This is a genomic window from Siccibacter colletis (assembly GCF_025914095.1).
GTDB lineage: Bacteria > Pseudomonadota > Gammaproteobacteria > Enterobacterales > Enterobacteriaceae > Siccibacter > Siccibacter colletis.
On sequence record NZ_CP074352.1, the window covers coordinates 1,926,798 to 1,948,217 of the forward strand.

Sequence of the window (21,420 nt, forward strand, 5' to 3'; positions counted from 1 at the left end):
CAGGGGAGGCCGGTTATCCGGCCACCAGAGTTTCATGCAGGTGGCACCAGACCAGACCCTGCTCACTGCGGCTGAACACCGCGGTTGACCAGCGCGTGGTCGTGGCGTTATCCGCGAGCTGCTGGTGTTCCCGGTAGCGTACCGCCGCGCCAGTATCCCACGCCTGCACCAGCGTCATGCTGTCGATGTCAATCTTCAGGCCCGGTCGTCCGGCCTGATGGGTAGTGAAAAGCGTACGCAGCCCGTCGCGGTCCAGCACGGTTCCGGCCGGGGAAACCAGCGTAAACGCGGCGCTGAAACGCGCCATCAGCGCCTCCAGATCCCCCACACCACGCCCCAGCCAGGCTTCAATGGCAACGTGGGCATCCAGCACTTCGGTAAAATAAGGATTCATCGGCTCTCCAGCAGCAGTCATCGGGCGGATGTTTCCGCCACAAAAAATTCAAGGCCTTACATACTAACCCGACCTGTGCGCCAGCGGTGTTTGCGCTTAGTGCTGATGCGACGTTTGTTCAGCATCAGTAAACCCGGTTTTACCGTGAGCGTGTTCGCCGCCGCCCTTAACGCGCTGCAGCTGGATCACCTCTCCCTGTTGCCAGGCATTCGCCCCGCTGGCGACCGGGCGGGCAACGATATCGCTGCGCGAAGCGCGTATCGCTTTGGTATCTGTCCCTAACTCGCGGTCGCGCTCGGCGAGCAGTTTCGGATCGAGCTGCCCGTCAGCGGTAAAGCCCATCATCAGGGCCGGAATGCCCAGCGGCAGGGTTTTATCGCGATCGGTATGCCAGGTGTGCCAGGTTTTACCGTAGGTATTCACCACTTTTTCCATCAGCTCGTGCTCGGCGGCCTGCGGCAGACCCGGCGCAACCAGCGTACCGGACTTCACTTCATGCTGATGACTGTGCCAGAGCTTTTTCTCTTCCGGCGGCAGGGTGTTGAACAGGCGCTCGCTGATGATGTACTCCACGCCCATCAGCTTGGCGTCGTTGGTGTTGCCGTCGTAGATCACCGCCTGCATCACGTCCTCGTTCAGGATAGTGACGTAGTGATGCGCCTCCATCTGGCCGTTTTGATCGCCATTATAGAAGTGGAACCCGTCAAGCCAGGCGCTGATGGCCTCCACCGGCGGGCGGGACTGGATCATCGAGGCGCCGGTTTCCAGCACTTTGGTTTTCGTCGAGGCGGGCGCACCGGGCGCGGTTACGTTTGAAGGAGAGCGTTCAGTGGTACATCCGGCAAGGGCAAGGGTTAACAGCACAACGTAAGGGTTAAGCTTCATGGCGGCTCCATGTCATATTCACTTAAAGAATAAACATAGTGCATTTTGTGGGCATTGCGGCGGGGGGTAACAAAAAGCCCACCGAAGTGGGCTTATGGGATCAGGCTTTCTTTTTTCTGCCGGTGCTTTTCAGTGTCGGTTTAGCGCTGCCTTCACTGACGGTAACTTTACGTTGGTTTGAATGCCAGTGATCGAGGTTCAGTATCTGACGGGCTTGTCGATTGGTTCGCATGCATCATCTCCTTACGGGTAACTGAAACAGAAATTTCAGTCTGGCCCAGATAATGTTCCGCTACAACCCGTGGGCGCATTTTTGCGCCTATTCCTGGTTTTCTGGCGCGGTTTTGCGAGCGCCGTCGCGCTACGGGGCAGGCTTAAAAGCCCTAAACGATATTTCTGCGCATTCTGCGCAACTTCTTGCTTTGATTCCCGAATAAAAAACTTTTTGCGCAATGTCTGCAAACGATGTGCGCAGTTTCGGCAAGATCTTGCTCAAATCCGGCTGGCGCAGCGGCGCTGTTTTTAAAGAGTTCAATATAATCAATAAGTTAAAAAGTGGCACGCAAATTGCTATGTATTTTGTGAAGTTCTTTCACTCATACACAAGCAAGGAGCATTACCATGCCAACCCCATGTTATATCAGCATCGAAGGCAAGACCCAGGGCAACATCACCGCGGGCGCGTTCACCTCTGACTCCGTCGGCAACATCTACGTGCAGGGCCACGAGGACGAGATGCTGGTTCAGGAATTCAACCACGTGGTTACCGTCCCGACTGACCCGCAGTCCGGCCAGCCGTCCGGCCAGCGCGTGCACAAGCCGTTCAAATTCACCGTCGCCCTGAACAAGGCCGTGCCGCTGATGTACAACGCCCTGGCCTCCGGCGAGATGCTGCCGACCGTGACCCTGAAGTGGTACCGCACCTCGGTGGAAGGCAAGCAGGAGCACTTCTTCTCCACCACCCTGACCGACGCCACCATCGTGGACATCGACTGCCAGATGCCGCACTGCCAGGACCCGGCGAAGTCGGACTTCACCCAGCTGATTGAAGTCTCGCTGGCCTACCGCAAAATCGACTGGGAGCACACCGTCGCCGGCACCTCCGGCTCGGACGACTGGCGCGCGCCTGTCGAGGCGTAAGCTCCGTAACCCGGCTGCGGCCGGGTTTTTGCGTTTGTGCTGAGGTGTGGCGGAGCCAGACCTGAGCACAACTTCATTTTATGGCCCCCCGCACGGTGAAAACCGGGCGTGCGGTAGCTATGGGCGTTCACAGGAGAAGGGAAGATGGCAAACAGTACGGGACTCCAGTTCACGGTCAGCATCGGGTCGCTGCCGGAGAGCACGTTTGCGGTGGTGGATTTTGAGCTGGACGAGGCGCTTAACCGTCCGTTCGCGCTGAGCCTGAACCTGGCCAGCCACCTGCCGGGGATTGATTTCGGCGCGGTGCTCGACCAGCCGTGCGAGCTGAAGGTGTGGTACGAGGGGCAGCTGCAGCGCAGCGTCAGCGGGATTGTCAGCCGCTTCGCCCAGGGCGAGACCGGGTTTCGCCGCACCCGCTACCAGGCGCAGGTGCGTCCGGCGCTGTGGCGCACCGGGCTGCGCACCAACGCCCGCATCTTCCAGGCGAAAAAGCCGGACGCCATCATCACCACGCTGCTCACCGAGGCGGGCATCACCGACTTCGCCTTCGCCCTGCGCCACGACCACCCGGAGCGGGAGTACTGCGTCCAGTACCGCGAGAGCGACCTGGCCTTTATCACCCGCATTGCCGCCGAAGAGGGCATGTTCTTCTTCCACGAGTTTGAGGCCGGCACCCACCGGGTGGTGTTCGCCGACGACGCAGGCGCGGTGGCGAAGGGCGAGCCGCTGTTCTTCAACCTGGCAAACCAGGGGCTGTCCCAGGGCGCCTACGTGCGGCGCTTCCACTACGCCGAGGCGGTGAGCACCGCCGGGGTGGAGCTGAAGGACTACAGCTTCAAAACCCCGGCTTACGGCCTGTCGCACAAAAAGATGAGCGGCGAGCTGGACCACCAGGGCGAACAGTACGAGCACTACGACTACCCCGGCCGCTACAAGGCGGACCCGAACGGGAAAGCCTTCGCCGGGTTCCGGCTGGATGCCCTGCGCGCCGGGGCGGTGACCGGAAGCGGGGAGTCGAACTGCGCCGGGCTGCGTCCGGGGCAGAGTTTTGTGCTGAGCGAGCACCCGAACCCGCAGCTGAACATCGCCTGGCAGACCGTGGGGGTGACCCACACCGGCCGCCAGCCCCAGGCGCTGGAAGAGGAGGGCGGCGGGGAGCCGACCACCTTCAGCAACAGCTTTACGGTGATGAAGGCGTCGACCACCTGGCGCGCGGTGATGCCGCACAAGCCGATGGTGGACGGCCCGCAGATAGCCACCGTCACCGGCCCGGATGGCGAGGAGATTTACTGCGACAAATACGGCCGCATCAAGGTGCAGTTTCCGTGGGACCGGTACGGCACGCGCAACGACCAGAGCTCGTGCTGGGTGCGGGTGAGTCAGGGCTGGGCCGGGGGGCAGTACGGCATGGTGGCCATCCCGCGCATCGGGCATGAAGTGGTGGTGAGCTTCCTGGAAGGTGACCCGGACCAGCCGATCGTCACCGGGCGCACGTATCATGCGACGAATCTCTCTCCCTATCCGCTGCCACAGCATAAAACCCGCATGGTGCTGCGCTCGGATACTCATAAAGGCGACGGCTACAACGAACTGTCGTTTGAAGATGAAGCCGGGAAAGAGGAAGTGTTCCTGCGCGCGCAGAAAAACATGGCCGTGCGGGTGCTCAACTCAAAAGACGAGCGCGTGGAGTACAACCGCACCACCAGTATTGGCCATGATGAGGAGCTGGTCGTCGCCAACGACCGCAAGATCACGGTTGAGGGCAACCAGGATCACAAAACCACCGGTAACGTGATCGCGCTGACCGAAGGCGACGTCGGCGTTCAGGTGAAAGGCGACCTGGCCCAGAAGATTGCCGGGGTGTTCAGCATCGACAGCGCCGGCGATCTCACCATCCAGAGCGGCAGCAAACTAACGCTGCGGGTAGGCGGCAGCTTTGTAGTGGTGCATGCGGGTGGCGTGGATGTCAAAGGTCCGGCCATCAACCTCAATTCAGGTGGCAGCCCTGGCGACCTGCTGATCCCGGCAGACCCGGCGATCCTGAAAGCCGCCGCCGCGCAGGGAACGATGTTTGTTGCACACTGCCCGAAGGAAGATAAGGCATGAGTCAACGGATGACCTGGGCAGTGATTGATGGCGCGAACGAGGAAGGGCTGCTGCCCTTCCTGGCGGAACACAATCCGCCGCACAGCTGTTTGTATGCCGAGCCGCTGCAGCCAGAGCTGATTGCACTCGCGCCTTATCTGCTGGAGGTGACAGAGGAAGTCGCTGCCTGGCTTGCGACCAAAACAAGCCCGTGGGGTATCTACCTTCATTCTTCTGTCGCGATGAAAGAGCTGCGCCAGCACCTGAGAAAATTTCTGCAAATCCAGATCCCCGGGGAAGAGAAACCGGTATTTTTTCGCTTCTACGATCCACGAACAATATGGGATTTCTGCGCGGTACTGAGCGACTGGGAAATTCACAGCTTCATGGGGCCGATTGAGAAGATCCAGTCTGTCTATGACGGTGTGGTGCGTGAAGACGGGTTTGAGAACATTCGCAAACAGTTTCCCTTCAGCGCGCAGAGCCGGAGAAAACTGTTTGTGCTTGAGCAAGCTCAACTTGATTTGCTGAATAAACAAGCTGAAGCGCGTTACATTGCTGCGCTGACCGGCGTCATGAAGGTGAATTATTTACCGTGCCTTTCCATTCTTGCATCAAGTGACGCCTACGGCTTGCTGGATGAAGAGAAGCGGCGGCGGGAAATGCTTCGCAAAGAACGTGAACCGCTGATTGAGAGCGCGGTATCTGAATGCTTCTATTTTTGTAAATCGAAAGGGATCGAGGACGATCGTTCAATTCGCGGGCTATTGAGTCTGATGATGGATAAGCAGGTTTTCAGCATAGAAGCGATGCCAGCGCGGTGGCTCTCATTATTAAATGATGAACAACTTCCCGGATATTACCGCGCCGAACGACTATTAAAGCAAGAACTAGGTCATATCCCACGTTAAAGGAATAACTTATGTCGAGTGATAATCTTTCATTGAAAGCAGGGACGGTATGCGCGACGTGTAATAATCCCGATCCGTGCTTGCAAAGCATAGAAGTTGGTGAGTTTGATGGGAGGACTCATATTTGGCCAGTTGAATCATCGATAAAATTAAGTCTGGTGGATCAAGGTCAGGGAGTTAAAGGATGGTTTTCAGTAGAGAGCAAATGCGGTAAACCTGACTGCCCACAGGCAACCTTGAATTATGACAATACTGCTAAAAAACTAAGTGCTGGCATTTGTAACGCTGAAACTTTGTACTTTAAAGAGCCGAATAGCTTAAGTTATGACAATATTAACGTCGGGTCGCTATGGAGCTATCTTAATAATATCATTACACCAAAAGATGTATTCTCTGAGCCGCATAGCTATCTGTTATCAGTGCAAGGTTGCATAGAACAAATAACACCCGTTGCTCTGGATGTTTATCCAAGTGTACAGCTACATGTTGCTACAGCATTTGTGTATGAGCTGGCCGGTCGAGAACGGACATGGAAAGAACGTCGAGATGAACAAAAGAAACACAGTATCCTGATGCATAAAGTACGCCCTAAGGACGGTAATCAGTTACGGGGCGGATGGACGGTACATACCGATCAGTTTGCGATAACCAATAAAAGCCAGCTCACGCTGGATTATGCACTGAATATTTGCGGCGTGGATTACTCTGATAAGTTTTCACACAAAACAAAAGTTTTGAAAACAGTAAAGACATTAGAGCAAATAAGTAAGATCGAGCAATTTGTTTCAAACATGCAAAATCATCTTTTGCCAGATCCATTCTCAAGTAAAAATGATCGATCCTTTAAGCCCCTCCAGATTATATTTAATCCGATATCAATAGGCTTAGCATATACTTACGAACGCCTTGAAAATAACGCAACCGGTACTCATTATATAGGGTTTAATTCTGAGCCATTTATCAGTATCTCAATAAAAGCTGATATTATACAACTTATAGCCGCGTATGCCAGATCTGAGAAAATAGTAGGTAAGTGCCGGGAGATTGTTAAGGAAAATCTTAACGTAGAATCTTATTTGCAGTTTACAGCCAGCGCAAGTATGGATATTGGTGCTGCTTATTCAAAAAACGAATGGGCATTTAAGTTTGGTGATAATAATAAACTAAGTGGTTCCGCTCTCGGAGTTATATCATTCTTCGTAAAAGCAAAAATGTTGTTTATAAAAGTTTCTTTAACAGCTACAGGTACAGCAAAAACATCCTTCGGATTAGCTCTTGATGAGCATGAATATGGTCTCGACTTAGTATGCTATCACGATGGTATAACTGCAGAAGTTGAAATATTAGCCGATTTTTCTGCTGAAGAGGATATGGGTAAAGCAAAAGCTAAGAAAAAAAAGAAAGAAAACGAAGATGCCAAGAAAGATGAAGACGATAGTAATAAGGATAATGATCTTGAATACAAGGAAACGATCGTGTTGGGAGCGCCCTTAAAAATTGATGAATCAAAAGCTCGCATTAATATTTTTGGAAGCCCGCGTAAAATGCTTTAACAACGGTAGAATGGTACAACCGCAAATAATAAGTTATAATTAACAGAAGGGTTGGGTGTACACGTTTATAAAAGGATTGAAAATGCAGGTCAGGTTATTAGCTAAATTATGGATAGTAACATGTGGAGTGATGATGATTGCTGATTCTTACGCAAATGAAACCATACAAATAAGAAGTTTGTTTGATATAAATTCGGCTTTTTGCTCTATCAAAACAAACGGAGTAGAAGGAGTTACAAATAGAGCGTCGGCTTTGGAGGGGCGTGGGTACGGAACTTCAAGTACAAATTCAATGTTGGCCCTCGAGAACGGTATAAATGAGATTTCAGTTGAGTTTGGATCACTCGATTGGTTTTCTGATAATGATGATCAAACAAAAGGCGCATTTAAGGCCGATTCTTCTTGTTCATTATCTCTGGTATTAAAAAAACAAAATAATACGCAAGTTTTAAAATCCATAACGGTCAGCGTTGATAATAAAGGCATACCCTTTATGGATATGGACGGGGAAAGTATCAATAAAACGCAATCTAAGGGCATTAAAATCATCGGTAAGCAAATTGAAGAAGGGCATTTTCCAGATGACTTTTTTGAACCCCTTTATTTTCCAAAAAACATGGAGTTGTATGAATTCAAAAAAACAGTCTTCCTGAAAGGATTACCGGAATGGAAGTGGGTTAACGCAACGAAATTTACAGGCAGCCAGGTTCAAACAGCTGCGCTTAGAGAGGCGTACATCGATCTCTGGCGCGAATTTGCACACAAAAATAATAATGCTATAAAACAACGGCTTCATGTCAGTCTTGATGCATGGGGAATTAGTACGTTTAGCACGCCTGATGAGATATACGAAGATTATAATTTCGTTGAAAGTTTCAAAAACCATGCTTTCAAAATGCAACCTCTTAACTGGAATGATTATAAAATCGAAGTAATGAATCAAGGCAGAATGGTTCGCTTCGTTAATAAAACCGTGCCAACGTACTCTCCATTAACTTACTTCGTAAAAAATAAAAATGGAGAACAGCGAATCAGGAGTTACGCTCCCATATTCTCATTGATAAATGGGAAATTTATAGTTGTCATTTAAAACTATTTTTGATTTTAATCAGCGTCTGTGAACGATCACGGGCGCATTAATCTCATGAAACTAATTTTTATTAGCATATAAAAAATCCTACAAGGCATCACTTCACAAGGCACGTTTAAAATTAAAAAGAACTTATGAGTATCAAAATTGCCGGAGTTAAGTCTTTATTGCTGTCAGTTCTGTTCGTCTCCACTGTTACTTTTGCGGCTAATGACAAAATGAGAATTCGATCTGTATTCGATATCAATAAATCATTTTGTGCTATAAGAACAAATGGTGTGTTGGGAATGGATAACCGTTACTCTGCGCTGGAAGGGGCTGGAATAGGCACATCCAGTACAAATGCAATGCTTTTGCTGGAAAATGGTATGAATGATATCACTCTGGAATTTGGTTCATTAGGGTGGTTTTCTGATGAGAAAAAAGGCCAGAAGGACCGTGAGGAATTTAGCTTCGACTCATATTGTAAAGTGGCCTTGACAGCTTTTTCTGGTGAAGACAGGAAAACACTTAGCGAGATGAAAGTAACCATAAATAATAAAGGGTTACCATACGTATCTGAAGAAAATTCAAGCGGGGCTAATATAGAATCCAGAAAATTATTAGCCTGGCAAATTGAGAAAGGTCATATCTCTGATAAATATTTTATTAAAAATTACTACCCTGATGGAATGATCCTTTACCAATTTACACAAAAAGTTTCTCTAAAAAATCTTCCTGAATGGCGCTGGATTAATGCGACTCCATTCACCGGCAAGCCAGAGCAAGTTCAGGCGCTTAAGAACGCTTACGCTGAATTATGGCGTTTGTTTTCGGCAAAAGACAATAATGCCATAAAAAACAATATGAAGGTTCTTTTGGAGGCTTGGTCTATAGCCACTGGTTCCACTACTGAAGAACTGTATAATAACCATCAATTCGTAGAAAAATTCAAAAATAAAGACTTCAGAATGATCCCAATCAACTGGAATGATTACCAGGTAGAGGTGATGAACAAAGGCAGACTTGTTCGGTTCGTTAACAAATCAGATCCTACTGTTTATCCGCTCTCATATTACACAAAAAATGATAAAGGTGGAAATGAGATGCGATGGTTTACACCCATATTTTCACTGGTTGATGGAAAGTTTATACCGGTGATATAGAAGTTCAGAGTTAAATTCAGGTGTAAAATTATTATAGGTAGCGACTTTGAATCTATCGCTATCTATGCTGAGTGCATCCTTTATTAAATTTATCGTTACATACTCTTTATCAATGAGTATAAAAAAGAGAATTTTTTTGGAGAGTATATGCTCAATAGGCAACATATTTTGCATTCATTTTTTATTCCAGCACTGATAATGTCTCAAGGAGTTCTCGCTAATAATACTCAGCCAAAAATTCGCTCTATCTTCAATGTCAATGAATTATTTTGCGCTCTGCGTGTTAACAGTGTTTCGAGTGTGGATAATAGATATTCTGCAATCAATGGGTATAATATATTTAGTTCAAGCAGTAACTCTTGGCTGGTATTAGAAAATGGTTTAAATGAAATTACTCTTGAGGTAGGGGCTTTAGGTTGGTTTAGTAATAAAAATTCAAAAGATAAGGAAACTAACCAATACAGCACCGATGCATATTGTAAGGTTGAATTAACTGCATTCTCAGCTAACGAGCAAAAAATTATTACGCGAATGAATGTCACAATTGATCATAATGGGCATCCTCAAGCAAACATAGAACAATCAGGTCAGAAGCAACTAAGCAGTAGAAAAATCGCGGCCTGGCAAGTGGAGCCTGGCCACATCGATAAAGATTATTTTATTGAGAATCTTTATCCTCATGGTATGACACTTCATAGATTTACTCAAAAAGTGAATTTGAAAGGACTACCAGAATGGCGATGGACTAAAGCCACGCCATTTACAAGTAAACCTGAAGAGATCCTTGCCTTGCAGAATGCTTATAATGAGTTGTGGAGATTTTTTGTAGCGAAAGACAATAACGCCATAAAGAATAAAATGCACATTTCATTAAATGCATGGTCAATAGCCACCGATGCTAACATTGACCGACTCTATAATAGTTATGATTTTGTTGATGGCTTTAAAAATAAAACATTCAAAATGATACCTATCAACTGGAAAGATTATACCGTCGAAATAACAAATAAAGGCAGGCTTGTAAGATTTGTCAATAAATCAGACCCAACCATATCCCCACTTTCATATGACGTCACTGCAGAAGATGGCGAAACAGAGCTGCGTTCATTTTCACCATACCTGTCGATAGTTGATGAAAGAGTTACACCTGTTATATAAATAATAGCCTACCCATTGTTTAGTCGATGGGTAGTTCCTTTGTGATACGCTAATACTTATTATGTCCGAATCTCATTCCTCAGAGATAAATCATTTTCTTTGGCTGCGTAAAAAATAAATCAGATGACTATTAAAAACGTCGTTGTGAACTCACTTATGTTAACAGGGTTATTAGTATCAATTTTCACTTATGCTTCCAGTGATAAGTCGAGCTTACGCTCTCTGTTTGATATCAACCAGTCCTTCTGCGCCATCAAAACTAACGGCGTCTTAGGGATGGATAATCGAAACTCTGCTCTGGCTGGCCGCGGGTACGGAACATCAAGCACTAATTCGATGTTATTCCTGGAGAATGGGATAAACAATATTTCTCTTGAAATAGCTTCTCTGGATTGGTTTACGGCAAAGAGTGACTCCCCTAAGGGGAAATTCGACCCGAATGCTTCATGTCAACTTTCGTTGATAGCTTCAGGCAATGGGAAAACAATTACCTTGAATACAATATATGTTGCAATCAACGAAGAAAACGAGCCTTATGAAAAAGGAACTAGCAACAAAAGTGGTTCTATAAATATCAGCAAAGTAGAAAAAATAAAAGCTGTACAGATAGAAGAGGGCCATTTTATGGAAGATTACTTTAATAAATACGACTTTCCAAAAGATATGGATGTATATAGATTTACGAAAACATTAAGCATCAGTGGATTACCGAAGTGGAAATGGACTGATGCTACACCTTTTACCGGTTCCAGGGAGCAAATATTGGCGCTGCAGAATGCATATTCTGAACTATGGCGAGCCTTTGCTTCGAAAAATAACAACGCCATAAAATCTCAAATTGATGAAAGTTTAAATGCATGGAGTATATCCACCAATACTGACAAAGCGAACATCTACAATGATCTGGATTTTGTAACTGATCTCGAAAACTCTACATTCAAAATGCTCCCAATAGATTGGTTCGATTACAAAGTTGAAGTCATGAACAAAGGACGCCTGGTGCGTTTCGTCAATAAATCAGCGCCAACATTTTCACCTGTCTCGTATTTGGTTGAGGATGATGAAAATGATGAACTTATAGGCACGTACTCCCCTATATTTTCGCTCATTGATGGTAAATTCATACCTGTCATTTAAGCCTGGCAATTCGGTATCACACATCCTTCAAATCCCCCTGGCATTGAGGTAGAAAGTTAAAAATGCGTACTCCTGTAAACTGGGCAATCATTGATGCTGCCGCTGAGCCAGCGCTATTCACTATGCTTGATGAACTCGACCCGCCGCATGCATGTCTTTATGCCGATCCGGTACCGGATGAGATCGGGTGTCTTGCGCCGTGGCTGGTACAGGTTACGCCTGACGTTCACAGCTGGTTACTCAAGCGGGAGACACCCTGGGGCATCATTGTTACCAGTTCTGTAGAAATGCCGGCGCTACGCCAGCACCTGCGAAAATACCTTCACGTCCAGATTCCGGATGAGGAGAAACCCGTCCTGTTTCGCTTCTACGATCCGCGAAATATCTGGGCGATGCTCGACATATTACCTCCCTGGGATCAACACTCATTTTTGGGGCCTGTAGAAACTATTTCTACGCGCTATGGAGGAAATGAACGTACTGAAAATTTTGCTGCATTACGTGAGCAATATCCGCGCGGCAGCGGTTCACGGCGCAAAATGATGCAGATCACCAGCTCCCAGATGGAACAGCTGAGTGAAATTTTTGAACAACGTTATGTTGATCAGCTGGTTGAGAAAATGGCGGAGTGGCAGGTGGAAAACATCACCATCGACCCGGATGACGTCGCTAACACTTTCCGCTGGCTTAAAGCGCAAGGCATTACGGATGATCGGAGCATTCGCGGTCTGTTCCGCTTGTTCTGTCACAAGAACTGCATCGCTGTCGCGTCGATACCTGCAAACTATAAAGCCGTGCTCTGCGATGATGCCGAAGAGGGTGTATATAAAGCGGAATCGCTATTGATTCAGGAGACAGGTGAAGTTCCTTTATAGAACCAGGAAAGGGAAAAATGAGCAGATTATTGGCAAATGTCTTATCCAGCATAATCGCGTTAGGTGCATATACCAATGCCCATGCGACCACAGATAATATATACATCATTTCATTTTCATCTAATACAAGCACGTGTCTGCTACGGGTGAATGATTTCCCTGGTGGCGACAGTACTCTTGCGGATCTAAGAACTGTCTCTATGGGATTTAACACTACAGCTTTTCTGGAAAATGGTGTTAATGATGTGGAACTGTTAATGGGGCCGATGGATCATAATAATCCTGACACACTATATAAAGAGAGTCGTTGCGAGGTTACGTTCACCAATGAGGAGAAAAACCATAGGCATGTCCTTGCAACGTTCAGGTTAGAAGTCGAAAAAAATAAAATAATCTCCCAAACTCAATATGACAGCGATCGTGCTGACGTGGGCAATGAAGCAAATTTTGAAGGCTACAGTTCTGAGAAAGGCGACTATGGTCTGTTCAAAATAAAGAGGAAGCTGACATTATCCGGCTTGCCTGAGTGGGCATGGGTTGGAGCTACTCCAGTTACCGATAATGATCTGCCTGCAATCAAAGCCGCCTATGAAAGCCTCTGGCGCATGATGTCGGAGCGTGACATTGCCGGGCTGCGAAATATTTCCAGGCTTTCGACTGAAGAACTATCCCTGGCTGAGGGTGTTTCGAAAGAATTTATATTCAGGTCGAACGACCTCGCCAGATATGTGGAAGATAACACTCTCCACCCCATGCCCATAGACTGGAAAAAATACCGGCTCAAAACATACAGAGGCGGGCGCCTTTTTCACATGACTGTAGGATTTTTCGAAAACTCACCGTTGAAAATGATGAATGCTAAAGGCAAGGCTGTTTATGCCTGGGCCCCCTATTTTTCGATGATTAATGGTGAAGTTGTGTTAGTGAGATAACGCTAAAGACAGTGGTATTTCTGATTCCATATTTGACGCTTCAACCTCTACTTACAGACCGTTAATACGCCTCTGCAAATTTAAGGATGATAAATGACAAGTCTGACGGCCGGTTCGCCATCGTGTAACTGTAAAAACCCCGATACCTGTATTCATGCTTTCACCTTAAAAGTGAAAGACAGAACCTTCGCGTATAAGCAAAACGGGTTTATCGACTCTGTGGATGCTATCGACGAGGGCGGCAAAGGCGTGCCGCTGTCTCTCACCTTAACCGGGAAAGCCTGCGTATCGCATAACCCAAAATGCCCGCAGGGTGAGATCTACAGCATCGATCAGAGTAAAACGCTCAAGACCTTTAATAACGGCGTGACTAATTACCCCGCGCGTTTTGACAGCAGCAAAGTGCGGTTCTTCGACCGATACGACTCGATTGATTTTCTGGTCGATTACGTATTAGCGAAAGACGTGAAAACCGTCATGCCGAAAACGGCGTATATGCTGCATGTCGGGCAGTGTAAGGGCGAAGCCTTTGTGCAAAAACCACTGACGTTCGCGGATGGGGTGTCTCAAATTATTAATCTCGCGCCGAGCGGAACGGTATGGGCCAATATCAACGTCTATCCCGATTTTAAATGGGAAACCAGCGTGTCGATTGGTGTCGGGCAAACCGTGGATGAGTACAGCGACAGGCAGTTGAAGCAGCAGCAGCGCGCCCAGAACACCAGCGCAGGCATGCCGCAGCGTGGGCATCGCGGCTGGACCCGCCGACCTCGCTACGGTATTACCAGCTCGCTGGAAATAGAAGGCAAACTCACCGCGAAAATGGCTGGGATAAGTCAGGATTATTCTGGCTCGCTGAAAAAAGATTTTGAACGTAAAGCCCAGCGGATATCGCTTATTAATAAATCAATGCAGGCCATTGATACCGTCACGAAAGCGCTCTCTACCGATGACGTCGGCAAAATTAAAGTGCTTACCACCGAAATTATTTTCCCTAAGCTTGAGATTAAAGGCAGCGGCGAACTGAAAGAGGATGCCGACACAAAGACGCTTTATATCGAAAGGCAGGGGTCGATCGGGCTTGCGCCGCTGGTCGGTATGAAAATCACCCTCGATCTGCTGCAGGCGTTCGCCGCCTGGTATCGCGCCGATGTGGTGCTTGCTGCCGTTCGTGAAAAGCTGGCCTCGGGTGAGCAAAGCTATCAGGAAGGCGGCAATGCGGCCTTTGCCGGCATGAAGTTTGAACTGGTCGCCGAAGGCGAAGTGGCTTTTACGCTGGCCTTTAAATCTGATGCGAAGAATAAATGGGAGTGGCAGAAAGTCGATAGCGCTGAGGCAAAGCTTAAGCTGACTATTGAGGCCAACGTGCGCGCGGGCATTCGCATTTATATTGCAAACGGGGCGTTAACGGTAGGCGGAAAAGCGGTGGCCGAAGGCTGCCTGGGCTTAGATAACTCTATAAAAGATAAGCTTGATTTGGTATTTTACCACAACGGCATCGTCGCCAAAGTCTACGTGAATTACACCGTTGGGCTGGCGTCTAAATCTGAACGTGTTTCGCAGTCCCAGGGCCTTCCAGGCAGAAATACATCGACCGGGAAATCAGGGAAGAGTGACAACATTGAAAAGGAGTGGATTATTCATGACAAGCTGGAAAAGAAAGATTCAACCGCGCGTTTTAATCTCGCTTAGCGTGCTGATGAGCGCTTTATTACTGCCAACTTTTTCTGCCAGGGCCGATGACATGATTATCGAAAAATACCTTTTCTCCTTCAAGACCAATAAAAGCACCTGCATCCTGCGGGTTAATGATTTTCCCGCTGCCGACAGCACCACCGCTGATTTTGGTACGATGTCGGCGGGTTTTAATTTAACGGCGTTCCTTGAGAATGGCCCTAACCATATCGAGCTATTAATGGGGCCGCAGGATCACGCCGATCCGCATACCTTATTCCCCGACTCCTCGTGTCAGGTCACTACCAGTAAAGACACGAAAGACGACAGCGTTACGCTTGCCGAATTTAGATTAACGGTCGATGCGCAGGGAAATATCACTGCGCAGGAGTCTGCCGATTATCAGGGCGGCGCGTATCACTCAAAAGTCCTCGAAGGCACCACCAAAAACCCGAAAGACTTCGGTCTCTATAAGCTTGAAAGCACCGTGACGGCGAAAGGGTTGCCGCGCTGGGCCTGGTCGGATGCGACGCCGGTAAGTGAAAAAGATCTGCCGCTGATTAAAAAAGCCTATGCCGATATCTGGAATATGATGAAAGCGCGGGATATTGACGCGGTGAAAAAAGTTACCCGCATCTCCAGCGAAGAAATGGCCTGGGCCGAGGGCACCACGCCAGGTGTGGTATTACTCTCCACCGATTTCCCGGAGCATGTGGTCGATAAACAGTACGCGCCGGTGCCGATTGCCTGGGATAATTACGAACTGAAAACCTATCGTGGCGGACGGCTGTTCCGTTTAGCGGCAGGCTTTTTCCAGAACTCGCCGCTGCAATTCCAGAATGCGCAGGGCGACGTGGTGTTCGTGTACAACCCGTACTTCTCGCTCATTAACGGCAAGGTCGTTCTGGTTCGTTAATGCTGGCTGTCACCGCGGCTGTCTCTGGCCGCGGTACAACGCCTTTCTTTAGTAACTTCCACTCAGTACAGGCGCATCGGTCGGGGTTGATTGCGAACTCTGGCCCACTATAAGGACATTTCATCATGGGAAACGCAGTAAAAGTCGGTGATACCGGCACCGCACATGGCAGTCATCCGGCGACACCGGTCACCGCCGGCTCGCCAACGGTAAAAGTAGACGGCGTGCCGCTGGCGCGGGTTGGCGATCCGCTGGCGGATCATGGGCATCCGCGCGCCATCGCCGCCGGGTCTGGCACGGTGTTTGTCGACGGTAAGCCCGCCGCGCGCACCGGGGATGCGGTAGGCTGCGGCGGGGTTGTGATTGGCGGCGGCACGGTGAATATCGGATGAACACGTTATTTGCGCTGCTCCTGCTGATTTTTGTGCTGCTGGGCGGCGTCGGGATGCTGATTTCCATCTACAACCGCATCGTGATGCTGCGCCATCACGTCGATAAAGCCTTTGCCAATATCGAAGTGTTGCTCAAGCAGCGGGTGGACGAGCTGCCGGAGCTGGTGAAGGTGGTTAAAGCCAGCGCCGGGTACGAGCAGCAGACGTTACAGCAGCTCACCGAACTGCGCACCGCGTTTATGAATGCCGGCACCCAGGAGGAGAAAATTACCCTGGTGAACCGGATGGACGGCGCGCTGAAATCGCTGTTTGCGGTGGCGGAAAATTATCCCGATCTGAAAGCAAGCAGGGCGTACCAGCAGCTGCAGCGCCGTATCTCTCAGCTGGAAGACAATATTGCCGACCGCCGCGAGTTCTTTAACGAGAGCGTGACGCTGTACAACGTCGGGATCAATGAATTTCCCAACCTGATCCTCGCCAGGCTGTTGCGCTATCAGCCAAAGCCGCTGCTGCAGTTTGCTCCCGAAGAGACGCGCTATACCGGCATCTCCCTCTGATACCGATGTGCCGGAGTCGGATGGCTCCGGCGTTACCCCCTCACACAAGACGTAACGCGTAATGGATTTCCTCAACGTTCTTTTCAATCTGGTCTTCGGGCCGTTCACCTTCCTCATCCTGATGGTGCTGTTTCTTGGGTGGCAGGCGTGGAAAATGCTGCCGTCTAAACGGCAGAAAAACGCGAGCCGCGGGGGCGGGTTCAGCACCTTCTGGCGCGGGCTGCTGGTGGTGCTGCTGCTGTCGGCGTTTATGGCCTTGCCAGCCCTCGGCGGGCCGGGCTTCGCGCTGCTCGCCCTGATCATCCTGCTGATCTCGCTGATCCCTGGCGATGAACGCCGCTTCTTTAAATACCAGCAGAATTTACCCACCAGCAAGATCCGCTCGCTGGCAATGGGGATTGTCGAGCTGCAGGGGCGCGCCCGCGCTGTTAAGACTCTGACCGCGCCGCTCAGTGGCCGACGCTGCATCGGGTACCGTCACACCATCCACGAAGAGGAGCGCGATGATGACGGCGACACCCGTTCCCGGCTGATCCACAAAGAGGAGCGCTGCTTGCCTTTTGTGCTGGAGGACGACACCGGGGACGTGCAGGTCGATGCGAAGGGGCTGGGGCTGTATGTGCTGCCGGTGTTTAAGGAGCAGCAGAGCGGTGACCGGGTTGCGCGGGAATACGTGCTGGAGCACGGCGCGGAATACCTGCTGGTAGGAAAAGCGGTACGTCGCGGCAGCGGCGTGGGCATCGTGCGCGACAACATCCGGCGCGTGTTTGGCATTGCCCCGGTCGGGCATCTGAAACGCCGGGTGAAACTCAACGCCCAGCTTGCCGTGTGGTATGGCTACACCGCGGCGATCGCAATTGTTGCTGCGCTTATCCTCGTGCTGCCGCTGGAAGTGGTGCACGGTAAGCTGCTGATCCACTACGCCGACTGGCCGCCGTACCGCTATTTGTTTAATGCCGCAGACGCAGGGCAGGGGAGCGTCGAGCTTCCGGCCAGCATCGCCACGCTGGTGACCACGCCGGGCTATATGCTGGTACTGGGCATCTTCGGCGCGATACCTGCGCTGGTGCTGTTTGCCACCACCATGCGCATTCCGCTCCTGGCCCGGCTGTCAAAAATGTGCGCCGGCACCGTGGCCGTCAGCTTCCCGGCGTCCTTTGTTGGCATGATCGTCATGCAGCTCGCAGGGTTTGACAGCATCTATCTGTTTCTGTGCTGGGCTATTCTGCACATCGGCTACGCGGTGTTTGTGGTGCTGAACTATTGCCAGCTGGCCGCGGTAATGAATGACTACAACCGGGACGAGCCGCCGGTACGCAAAAAGCCGCCGGTCAGGCGGCGTAAAAGGTGAGTCATCAGATGCCGGGAGCCGCGCCGCGAAAAGTTTTGCGCCACTCGCTCGGGCTGACGCCGAACTGCGTTTTGAAGCTCTGGCGGAACGATACCGGCGACTGAAAACCTGCCAGTTCAGCGACGGCCTCGACGCTGCGATCGGTGGTTTCCAGCAGCTCCTGGCTGCGCTGTAAACGCTCGGCGGTGAGCCAGTCGCCAACGCTCATCCCCGTCGCTTTTTGAAAATGGCGAGTAAAGGTGCGGCGGCTCATGCTGACGGTGCGCGCCAGCGTATCGAGATCGTGTGTCAGATGCAGGTTGCGCCGCAGGTAGTCCAGCAGCTGGTTGATGTGTGCATCGCGGGTGCTCTCCGGTACCGGGCGCTCGATAAACTGCGCCTGACCGCCTTCGCGGTAGGGCGGCATCACCATTCTTCGCGCCACGCGGTTGGCGAGCGCGCTGCCGTAGTGTTTGCGCACCAGATACAGGCAGCAGTCAATGCCTGCCGCGGTACCGGCGGAGGTGATCAGCCGATCGTCGTCGATATACAGCGCGTTGGTATCAAGCTGAACCTCGGGAAAACGCAGGGAAAAGTCGCGCTCATACTCCCAGTGGGTCGCCGCGCGATGGTGATTGAGCAGCCCGGCCCAGGCCAGTACGTAAGTCCCGAGACACAGCCCGACCACTTCCGCGCCGCGCTCCCAGGCGGCGGCGATGGCGTCCAGCAGCGCCTGGGACGGCTTCTGTTCCGGGTGATGCCAGAAGGGAACGATCACCACATCCGCCTGGGCGATTTGCTCCAGGCCATGCTCCACCTGCACCAGCATACCGTTGCCGGAATCCACCACGCCGGGCGTCTCGGCACACAGGCTGAGCCGGTAGCGGTCCGGCTCCGGCATCATCAAACCAAACAGCGTACAGGGCACCGAGAAGTGAAACGGGCTAAAACCCGGCGTGGCGACCACGGCCACGGAAAGAGCAGGCATACAGGTACTCCGGTTAATCAGGACGCGCCGCACCCGGCGCGTCATACACTCAGAACAGACAGGACTCGCCGTCGGCAGGGATCACCACGCTATCCTGGATCCCGTGCTGCGTCACGTAAGTGCGCAGTTCACCCCGGGTCAGCAGACAGTGGTTGACCGCCTCCATGTGCGAGGCCACGACGATGGCGTCCGGCAGCGCCCGGTGCGTGCGCAGCACATCCTCTTTGCCCATAATAATGGCACCAATATCATCCACCTGCGCGAAACCGGCGTTCAGCACCACCACGTCCGGATTCCAGCGCGCCAGGCTCTCCTCATAGGGTTTCACCCAGATGGTATCCCCGGCGATATACAGCGTTTTTTCGTCGGCATGGGTAAACACCAGTCCACAGGCATCCCCCAGGAAAGCGGCCACCTCCGGAATGGCATACGCGGCATCGCTGCCGTGCTGGCCATCGGTTTTATGAATGCCAATCCCCGCAAGCGTGTTGCTGTCAGCCAGCGGCTGAACGTTGCTGAAGCCCTGGCTGCGGATCAGCGTCGCGTCGCTGTCGTTCTGGGTGTAGATCGGCATTGCTTTGGGAATAGTGGCGACCGCGGCTTCATCCCAGTGATCGCGATGGGTGTGGGTGACAAGAATGGCATCGACATCAAGCAGGGTTTCCAGCGGCAGCGGCAGCGCGACGCGGGGGTTGCGCAGGTGCGAGCGTGCCGTGCCGGGGAAACCTTCCCAGGCCTCTTTTTCGGCCAGCATCGGGTCAATCAGAAAACGGGTGCCGGCGTACTCCAGCAGCAGGGTGGCGTTGCGAATTTGGGTCAGTTTCATCATCTACTCCAGGGTTCATGTGGTCAGTGAAGCCAGTTTAGAGCGTCTCAAAACGTCTGATGAGTAGCCTGATGGTCAACTAACGATGGAATCGGGCCAGAATAAAACGTGACATAATCGGGATCAGAGCCTGGGCAGATGCCCAGGCCAGAAGCTTTACTGCGGGTCGTTTGCCGCCGGCGCGTTGCCATTGCGCAGCGTGCCGGCGATCACGTAGCCATGCTCCATTCGAATCAGCTGCTCTGCTTGCAGATAGTGGCCCGGCCCGAGCAGGATTTCGGATTCAACATCCGTCATATGCTCCTGTGGCTCGTCACTTAATGCCTGACCCAGCGCGGGAACGCTGACGCCCGCTGCCTGTTCCGTTTTGAGCATAAACTGTATCGATGTCGCCCCCTCCGGCTCGTTCTCCAGCGCGCGCAGCGCATCGCGGCGCAGGCACTCATCTTTAACGCTGTTTGTCGTCAAATCGATGGTGTAGAGCGGTTCCCCCATCAGTTTCTCCTGCTGCTGGGTGGCAAAGTTTTCCGCGATGTCATAGTCGCCGCTGGTGCTGCAAAAGCCGTTGAAACGCAGGTTTTCACCGTTAAGCAGCGCGCTGACGATCCGGTCGCCCTCGAACTCACCGTCATGACCAATCCCGGACTGACCGCGCATCAGCGGTACGCCGGACAGCCGGGGCGCGGTATCAATAAAACTCGCCAGCGAAGCCACCGGCCCGGCGAGGGTGTCCGGAATACGGGTGCGCAACTGTTCAATAACGGCGTTGGCGTTACGTTCGTGTTCCTCTTCATTTGCCGCATCTTCAGAGCTGGGGTAGAGAAAGAAATCTGATGCAAACTGATGCAGAAATTCCTGCACCTCCTCCGGATCGCGGAATTTATCGTTAGTGCTGACCAGGTAGTGCGTCAGATCCTGATACCCCATCGCCGCGATATTCATCATCACAAAATCACCGGCATGGGCGGCGCGATAGTGATTGAGCGCTGCGGCAACGTTTTGTTTCTGCTCGGGCGGCAGACGGGCGGCCATCTCTGCGGTGCGCCGATCCAGTAGCTCATGAGTCGCCTCGACGGTATATTTATCCATCTCGCAAATGCGATCGAGATCGGCGCTGGCATGGCGGGCAAGGGCGTCGGCATTCGCCCGCAGCTGTTGCGCCTGGCCGGGGTGGATCGGATGCCGGGCGCGCTGCTGGATCCGCCGTGACCGCTCATCGCTGAACGCTGACAGAAAGCCGCTGTTGTTGAGCGGACGCGTGATGATGGGCCGGCCATGCACCCGTACTGCGTGGTGCCCCGGTGCGGTCGCCGCGCTGGCAGATTGCGCACCGTGGGTGGACGATGCGGGGGCGGCCGGCTGCTGCAAGGCGGAAGCCGCAGACGTTGGGTTCATGCGATGGGCGTAATGGTTCTGTACTGGCACGGGTTGT

The 21,420-nt window shown here is 51.4% G+C and carries 21 protein-coding genes; 15 read left to right on the forward strand and 6 right to left on the reverse strand.

The window, feature by feature from the left end; translation table 11 throughout:
- Positions 1-13: 13 nt before the first annotated feature.
- From KFZ77_RS09215 to sra, 3 genes are all read right to left on the reverse strand, one after another.
- The gene (locus KFZ77_RS09215) at positions 14-394 is read right to left on the reverse strand and encodes a DUF4440 domain-containing protein (RefSeq protein WP_264386083.1); all 381 of its coding nucleotides are present in this window, start codon (positions 392-394) and stop codon (positions 14-16) included.
- A gap of 96 nt (positions 395-490) precedes the next feature.
- Positions 491-1,279, reverse strand: coding sequence for an OBAP family protein (locus KFZ77_RS09220; protein ID WP_264386084.1), 789 nt, complete (start codon positions 1,277-1,279; stop codon positions 491-493).
- A gap of 100 nt (positions 1,280-1,379) precedes the next feature.
- Entirely contained in the window at positions 1,380-1,511 is a 132-nt protein-coding gene (gene sra / locus KFZ77_RS09225) for a stationary-phase-induced ribosome-associated protein (RefSeq protein ID WP_264386085.1), read from the reverse strand.
- 389 nt (positions 1,512-1,900) lie between these two features.
- Between sra and hcp1 the strand changes: the two genes are divergently transcribed.
- The 15 genes from hcp1 (at position 1,901) to KFZ77_RS09300 (ending at position 18,195) form a co-directional block, all read left to right on the forward strand.
- A complete protein-coding gene (gene hcp1 / locus KFZ77_RS09230; RefSeq protein WP_024550886.1) occupies positions 1,901-2,419 on the forward strand; it encodes a type VI secretion system effector Hcp1 in 519 nt (172 codons plus the stop codon).
- Between the two features lie 144 nt (positions 2,420-2,563).
- A complete protein-coding gene (gene tssI / locus KFZ77_RS09235; RefSeq protein ID WP_264386086.1) occupies positions 2,564-4,525 on the forward strand; it encodes a type VI secretion system Vgr family protein in 1,962 nt (653 codons plus the stop codon).
- Positions 4,522-5,415, forward strand: a complete 894-nt coding sequence (locus tag KFZ77_RS09240) for a DUF4123 domain-containing protein (protein WP_264386087.1) — start codon at positions 4,522-4,524, stop codon at positions 5,413-5,415. Before tssI ends, KFZ77_RS09240 begins: the two co-directional genes overlap by 4 nt.
- Before the next feature lie 11 nt (positions 5,416-5,426).
- The gene (locus tag KFZ77_RS09245) at positions 5,427-6,968 is read left to right on the forward strand and encodes a hypothetical protein (RefSeq protein ID WP_264386088.1); all 1,542 of its coding nucleotides are present in this window, start codon (positions 5,427-5,429) and stop codon (positions 6,966-6,968) included.
- Positions 6,969-7,050: 82 nt separating this feature from the next.
- On the forward strand, positions 7,051-8,058 hold the full coding sequence (locus KFZ77_RS09250) for a hypothetical protein (protein ID WP_264386089.1): 1,008 nt from the start codon (positions 7,051-7,053) through the stop codon (positions 8,056-8,058).
- 134 nt (positions 8,059-8,192) lie between these two features.
- The gene (locus tag KFZ77_RS09255) at positions 8,193-9,203 is read left to right on the forward strand and encodes a hypothetical protein (RefSeq protein ID WP_264386090.1); all 1,011 of its coding nucleotides are present in this window, start codon (positions 8,193-8,195) and stop codon (positions 9,201-9,203) included.
- Between the two features lie 198 nt (positions 9,204-9,401).
- Positions 9,402-10,361, forward strand: a complete 960-nt coding sequence (locus KFZ77_RS09260) for a hypothetical protein (protein WP_264386091.1) — start codon at positions 9,402-9,404, stop codon at positions 10,359-10,361.
- Between the two features lie 156 nt (positions 10,362-10,517).
- A complete protein-coding gene (locus tag KFZ77_RS09265; protein ID WP_264386092.1) occupies positions 10,518-11,498 on the forward strand; it encodes a hypothetical protein in 981 nt (326 codons plus the stop codon).
- Between the two features lie 62 nt (positions 11,499-11,560).
- On the forward strand, positions 11,561-12,373 hold the full coding sequence (locus tag KFZ77_RS09270; protein ID WP_264386093.1) for a DUF4123 domain-containing protein: 813 nt from the start codon (positions 11,561-11,563) through the stop codon (positions 12,371-12,373).
- A 17-nt stretch (positions 12,374-12,390) separates the two neighbouring features.
- Entirely contained in the window at positions 12,391-13,305 is a 915-nt protein-coding gene (locus KFZ77_RS09275; protein ID WP_264386094.1) for an IdsF, read from the forward strand.
- Positions 13,306-13,398: 93 nt separating this feature from the next.
- Positions 13,399-14,997, forward strand: coding sequence for a hypothetical protein (locus tag KFZ77_RS09280; protein ID WP_264386095.1), 1,599 nt, complete (start codon positions 13,399-13,401; stop codon positions 14,995-14,997).
- Positions 14,948-15,895: an IdsF gene (locus tag KFZ77_RS09285; protein ID WP_264386096.1), complete on the forward strand. Its 948-nt coding sequence runs from the start codon at positions 14,948-14,950 to the stop codon at positions 15,893-15,895. The genes KFZ77_RS09280 and KFZ77_RS09285 overlap by 50 nt, the downstream gene beginning before the upstream one ends.
- Positions 15,896-16,020: 125 nt before the next feature.
- Positions 16,021-16,287, forward strand: coding sequence for a type VI secretion system PAAR protein (locus KFZ77_RS09290; RefSeq protein ID WP_031523858.1), 267 nt, complete (start codon positions 16,021-16,023; stop codon positions 16,285-16,287).
- Positions 16,284-16,844 (forward strand): LemA family protein, encoded by a 561-nt coding sequence (locus KFZ77_RS09295; protein ID WP_264386097.1) that lies wholly within the window; start codon positions 16,284-16,286, stop codon positions 16,842-16,844. The genes KFZ77_RS09290 and KFZ77_RS09295 overlap by 4 nt, the downstream gene beginning before the upstream one ends.
- A gap of 61 nt (positions 16,845-16,905) precedes the next feature.
- The gene (locus tag KFZ77_RS09300) at positions 16,906-18,195 is read left to right on the forward strand and encodes an E3 ubiquitin ligase family protein (RefSeq protein WP_264386098.1); all 1,290 of its coding nucleotides are present in this window, start codon (positions 16,906-16,908) and stop codon (positions 18,193-18,195) included.
- Between the two features lie 4 nt (positions 18,196-18,199).
- Here the strand turns inward: KFZ77_RS09300 and KFZ77_RS09305 are convergent, their stop codons facing one another.
- From KFZ77_RS09305 to KFZ77_RS09315, 3 genes are all read right to left on the reverse strand, one after another.
- Positions 18,200-19,162, reverse strand: coding sequence for a GlxA family transcriptional regulator (locus KFZ77_RS09305; RefSeq protein WP_264386099.1), 963 nt, complete (start codon positions 19,160-19,162; stop codon positions 18,200-18,202).
- 49 nt (positions 19,163-19,211) lie between these two features.
- Positions 19,212-19,988, reverse strand: coding sequence for an MBL fold metallo-hydrolase (locus KFZ77_RS09310; RefSeq protein ID WP_264386100.1), 777 nt, complete (start codon positions 19,986-19,988; stop codon positions 19,212-19,214).
- 156 nt (positions 19,989-20,144) lie between these two features.
- Complete coding sequence (locus KFZ77_RS09315; RefSeq protein WP_264386101.1) at positions 20,145-21,413, reverse strand: hypothetical protein; 1,269 nt, start codon at positions 21,411-21,413, stop codon at positions 20,145-20,147.
- Positions 21,414-21,420: the final 7 nt, after the last annotated feature.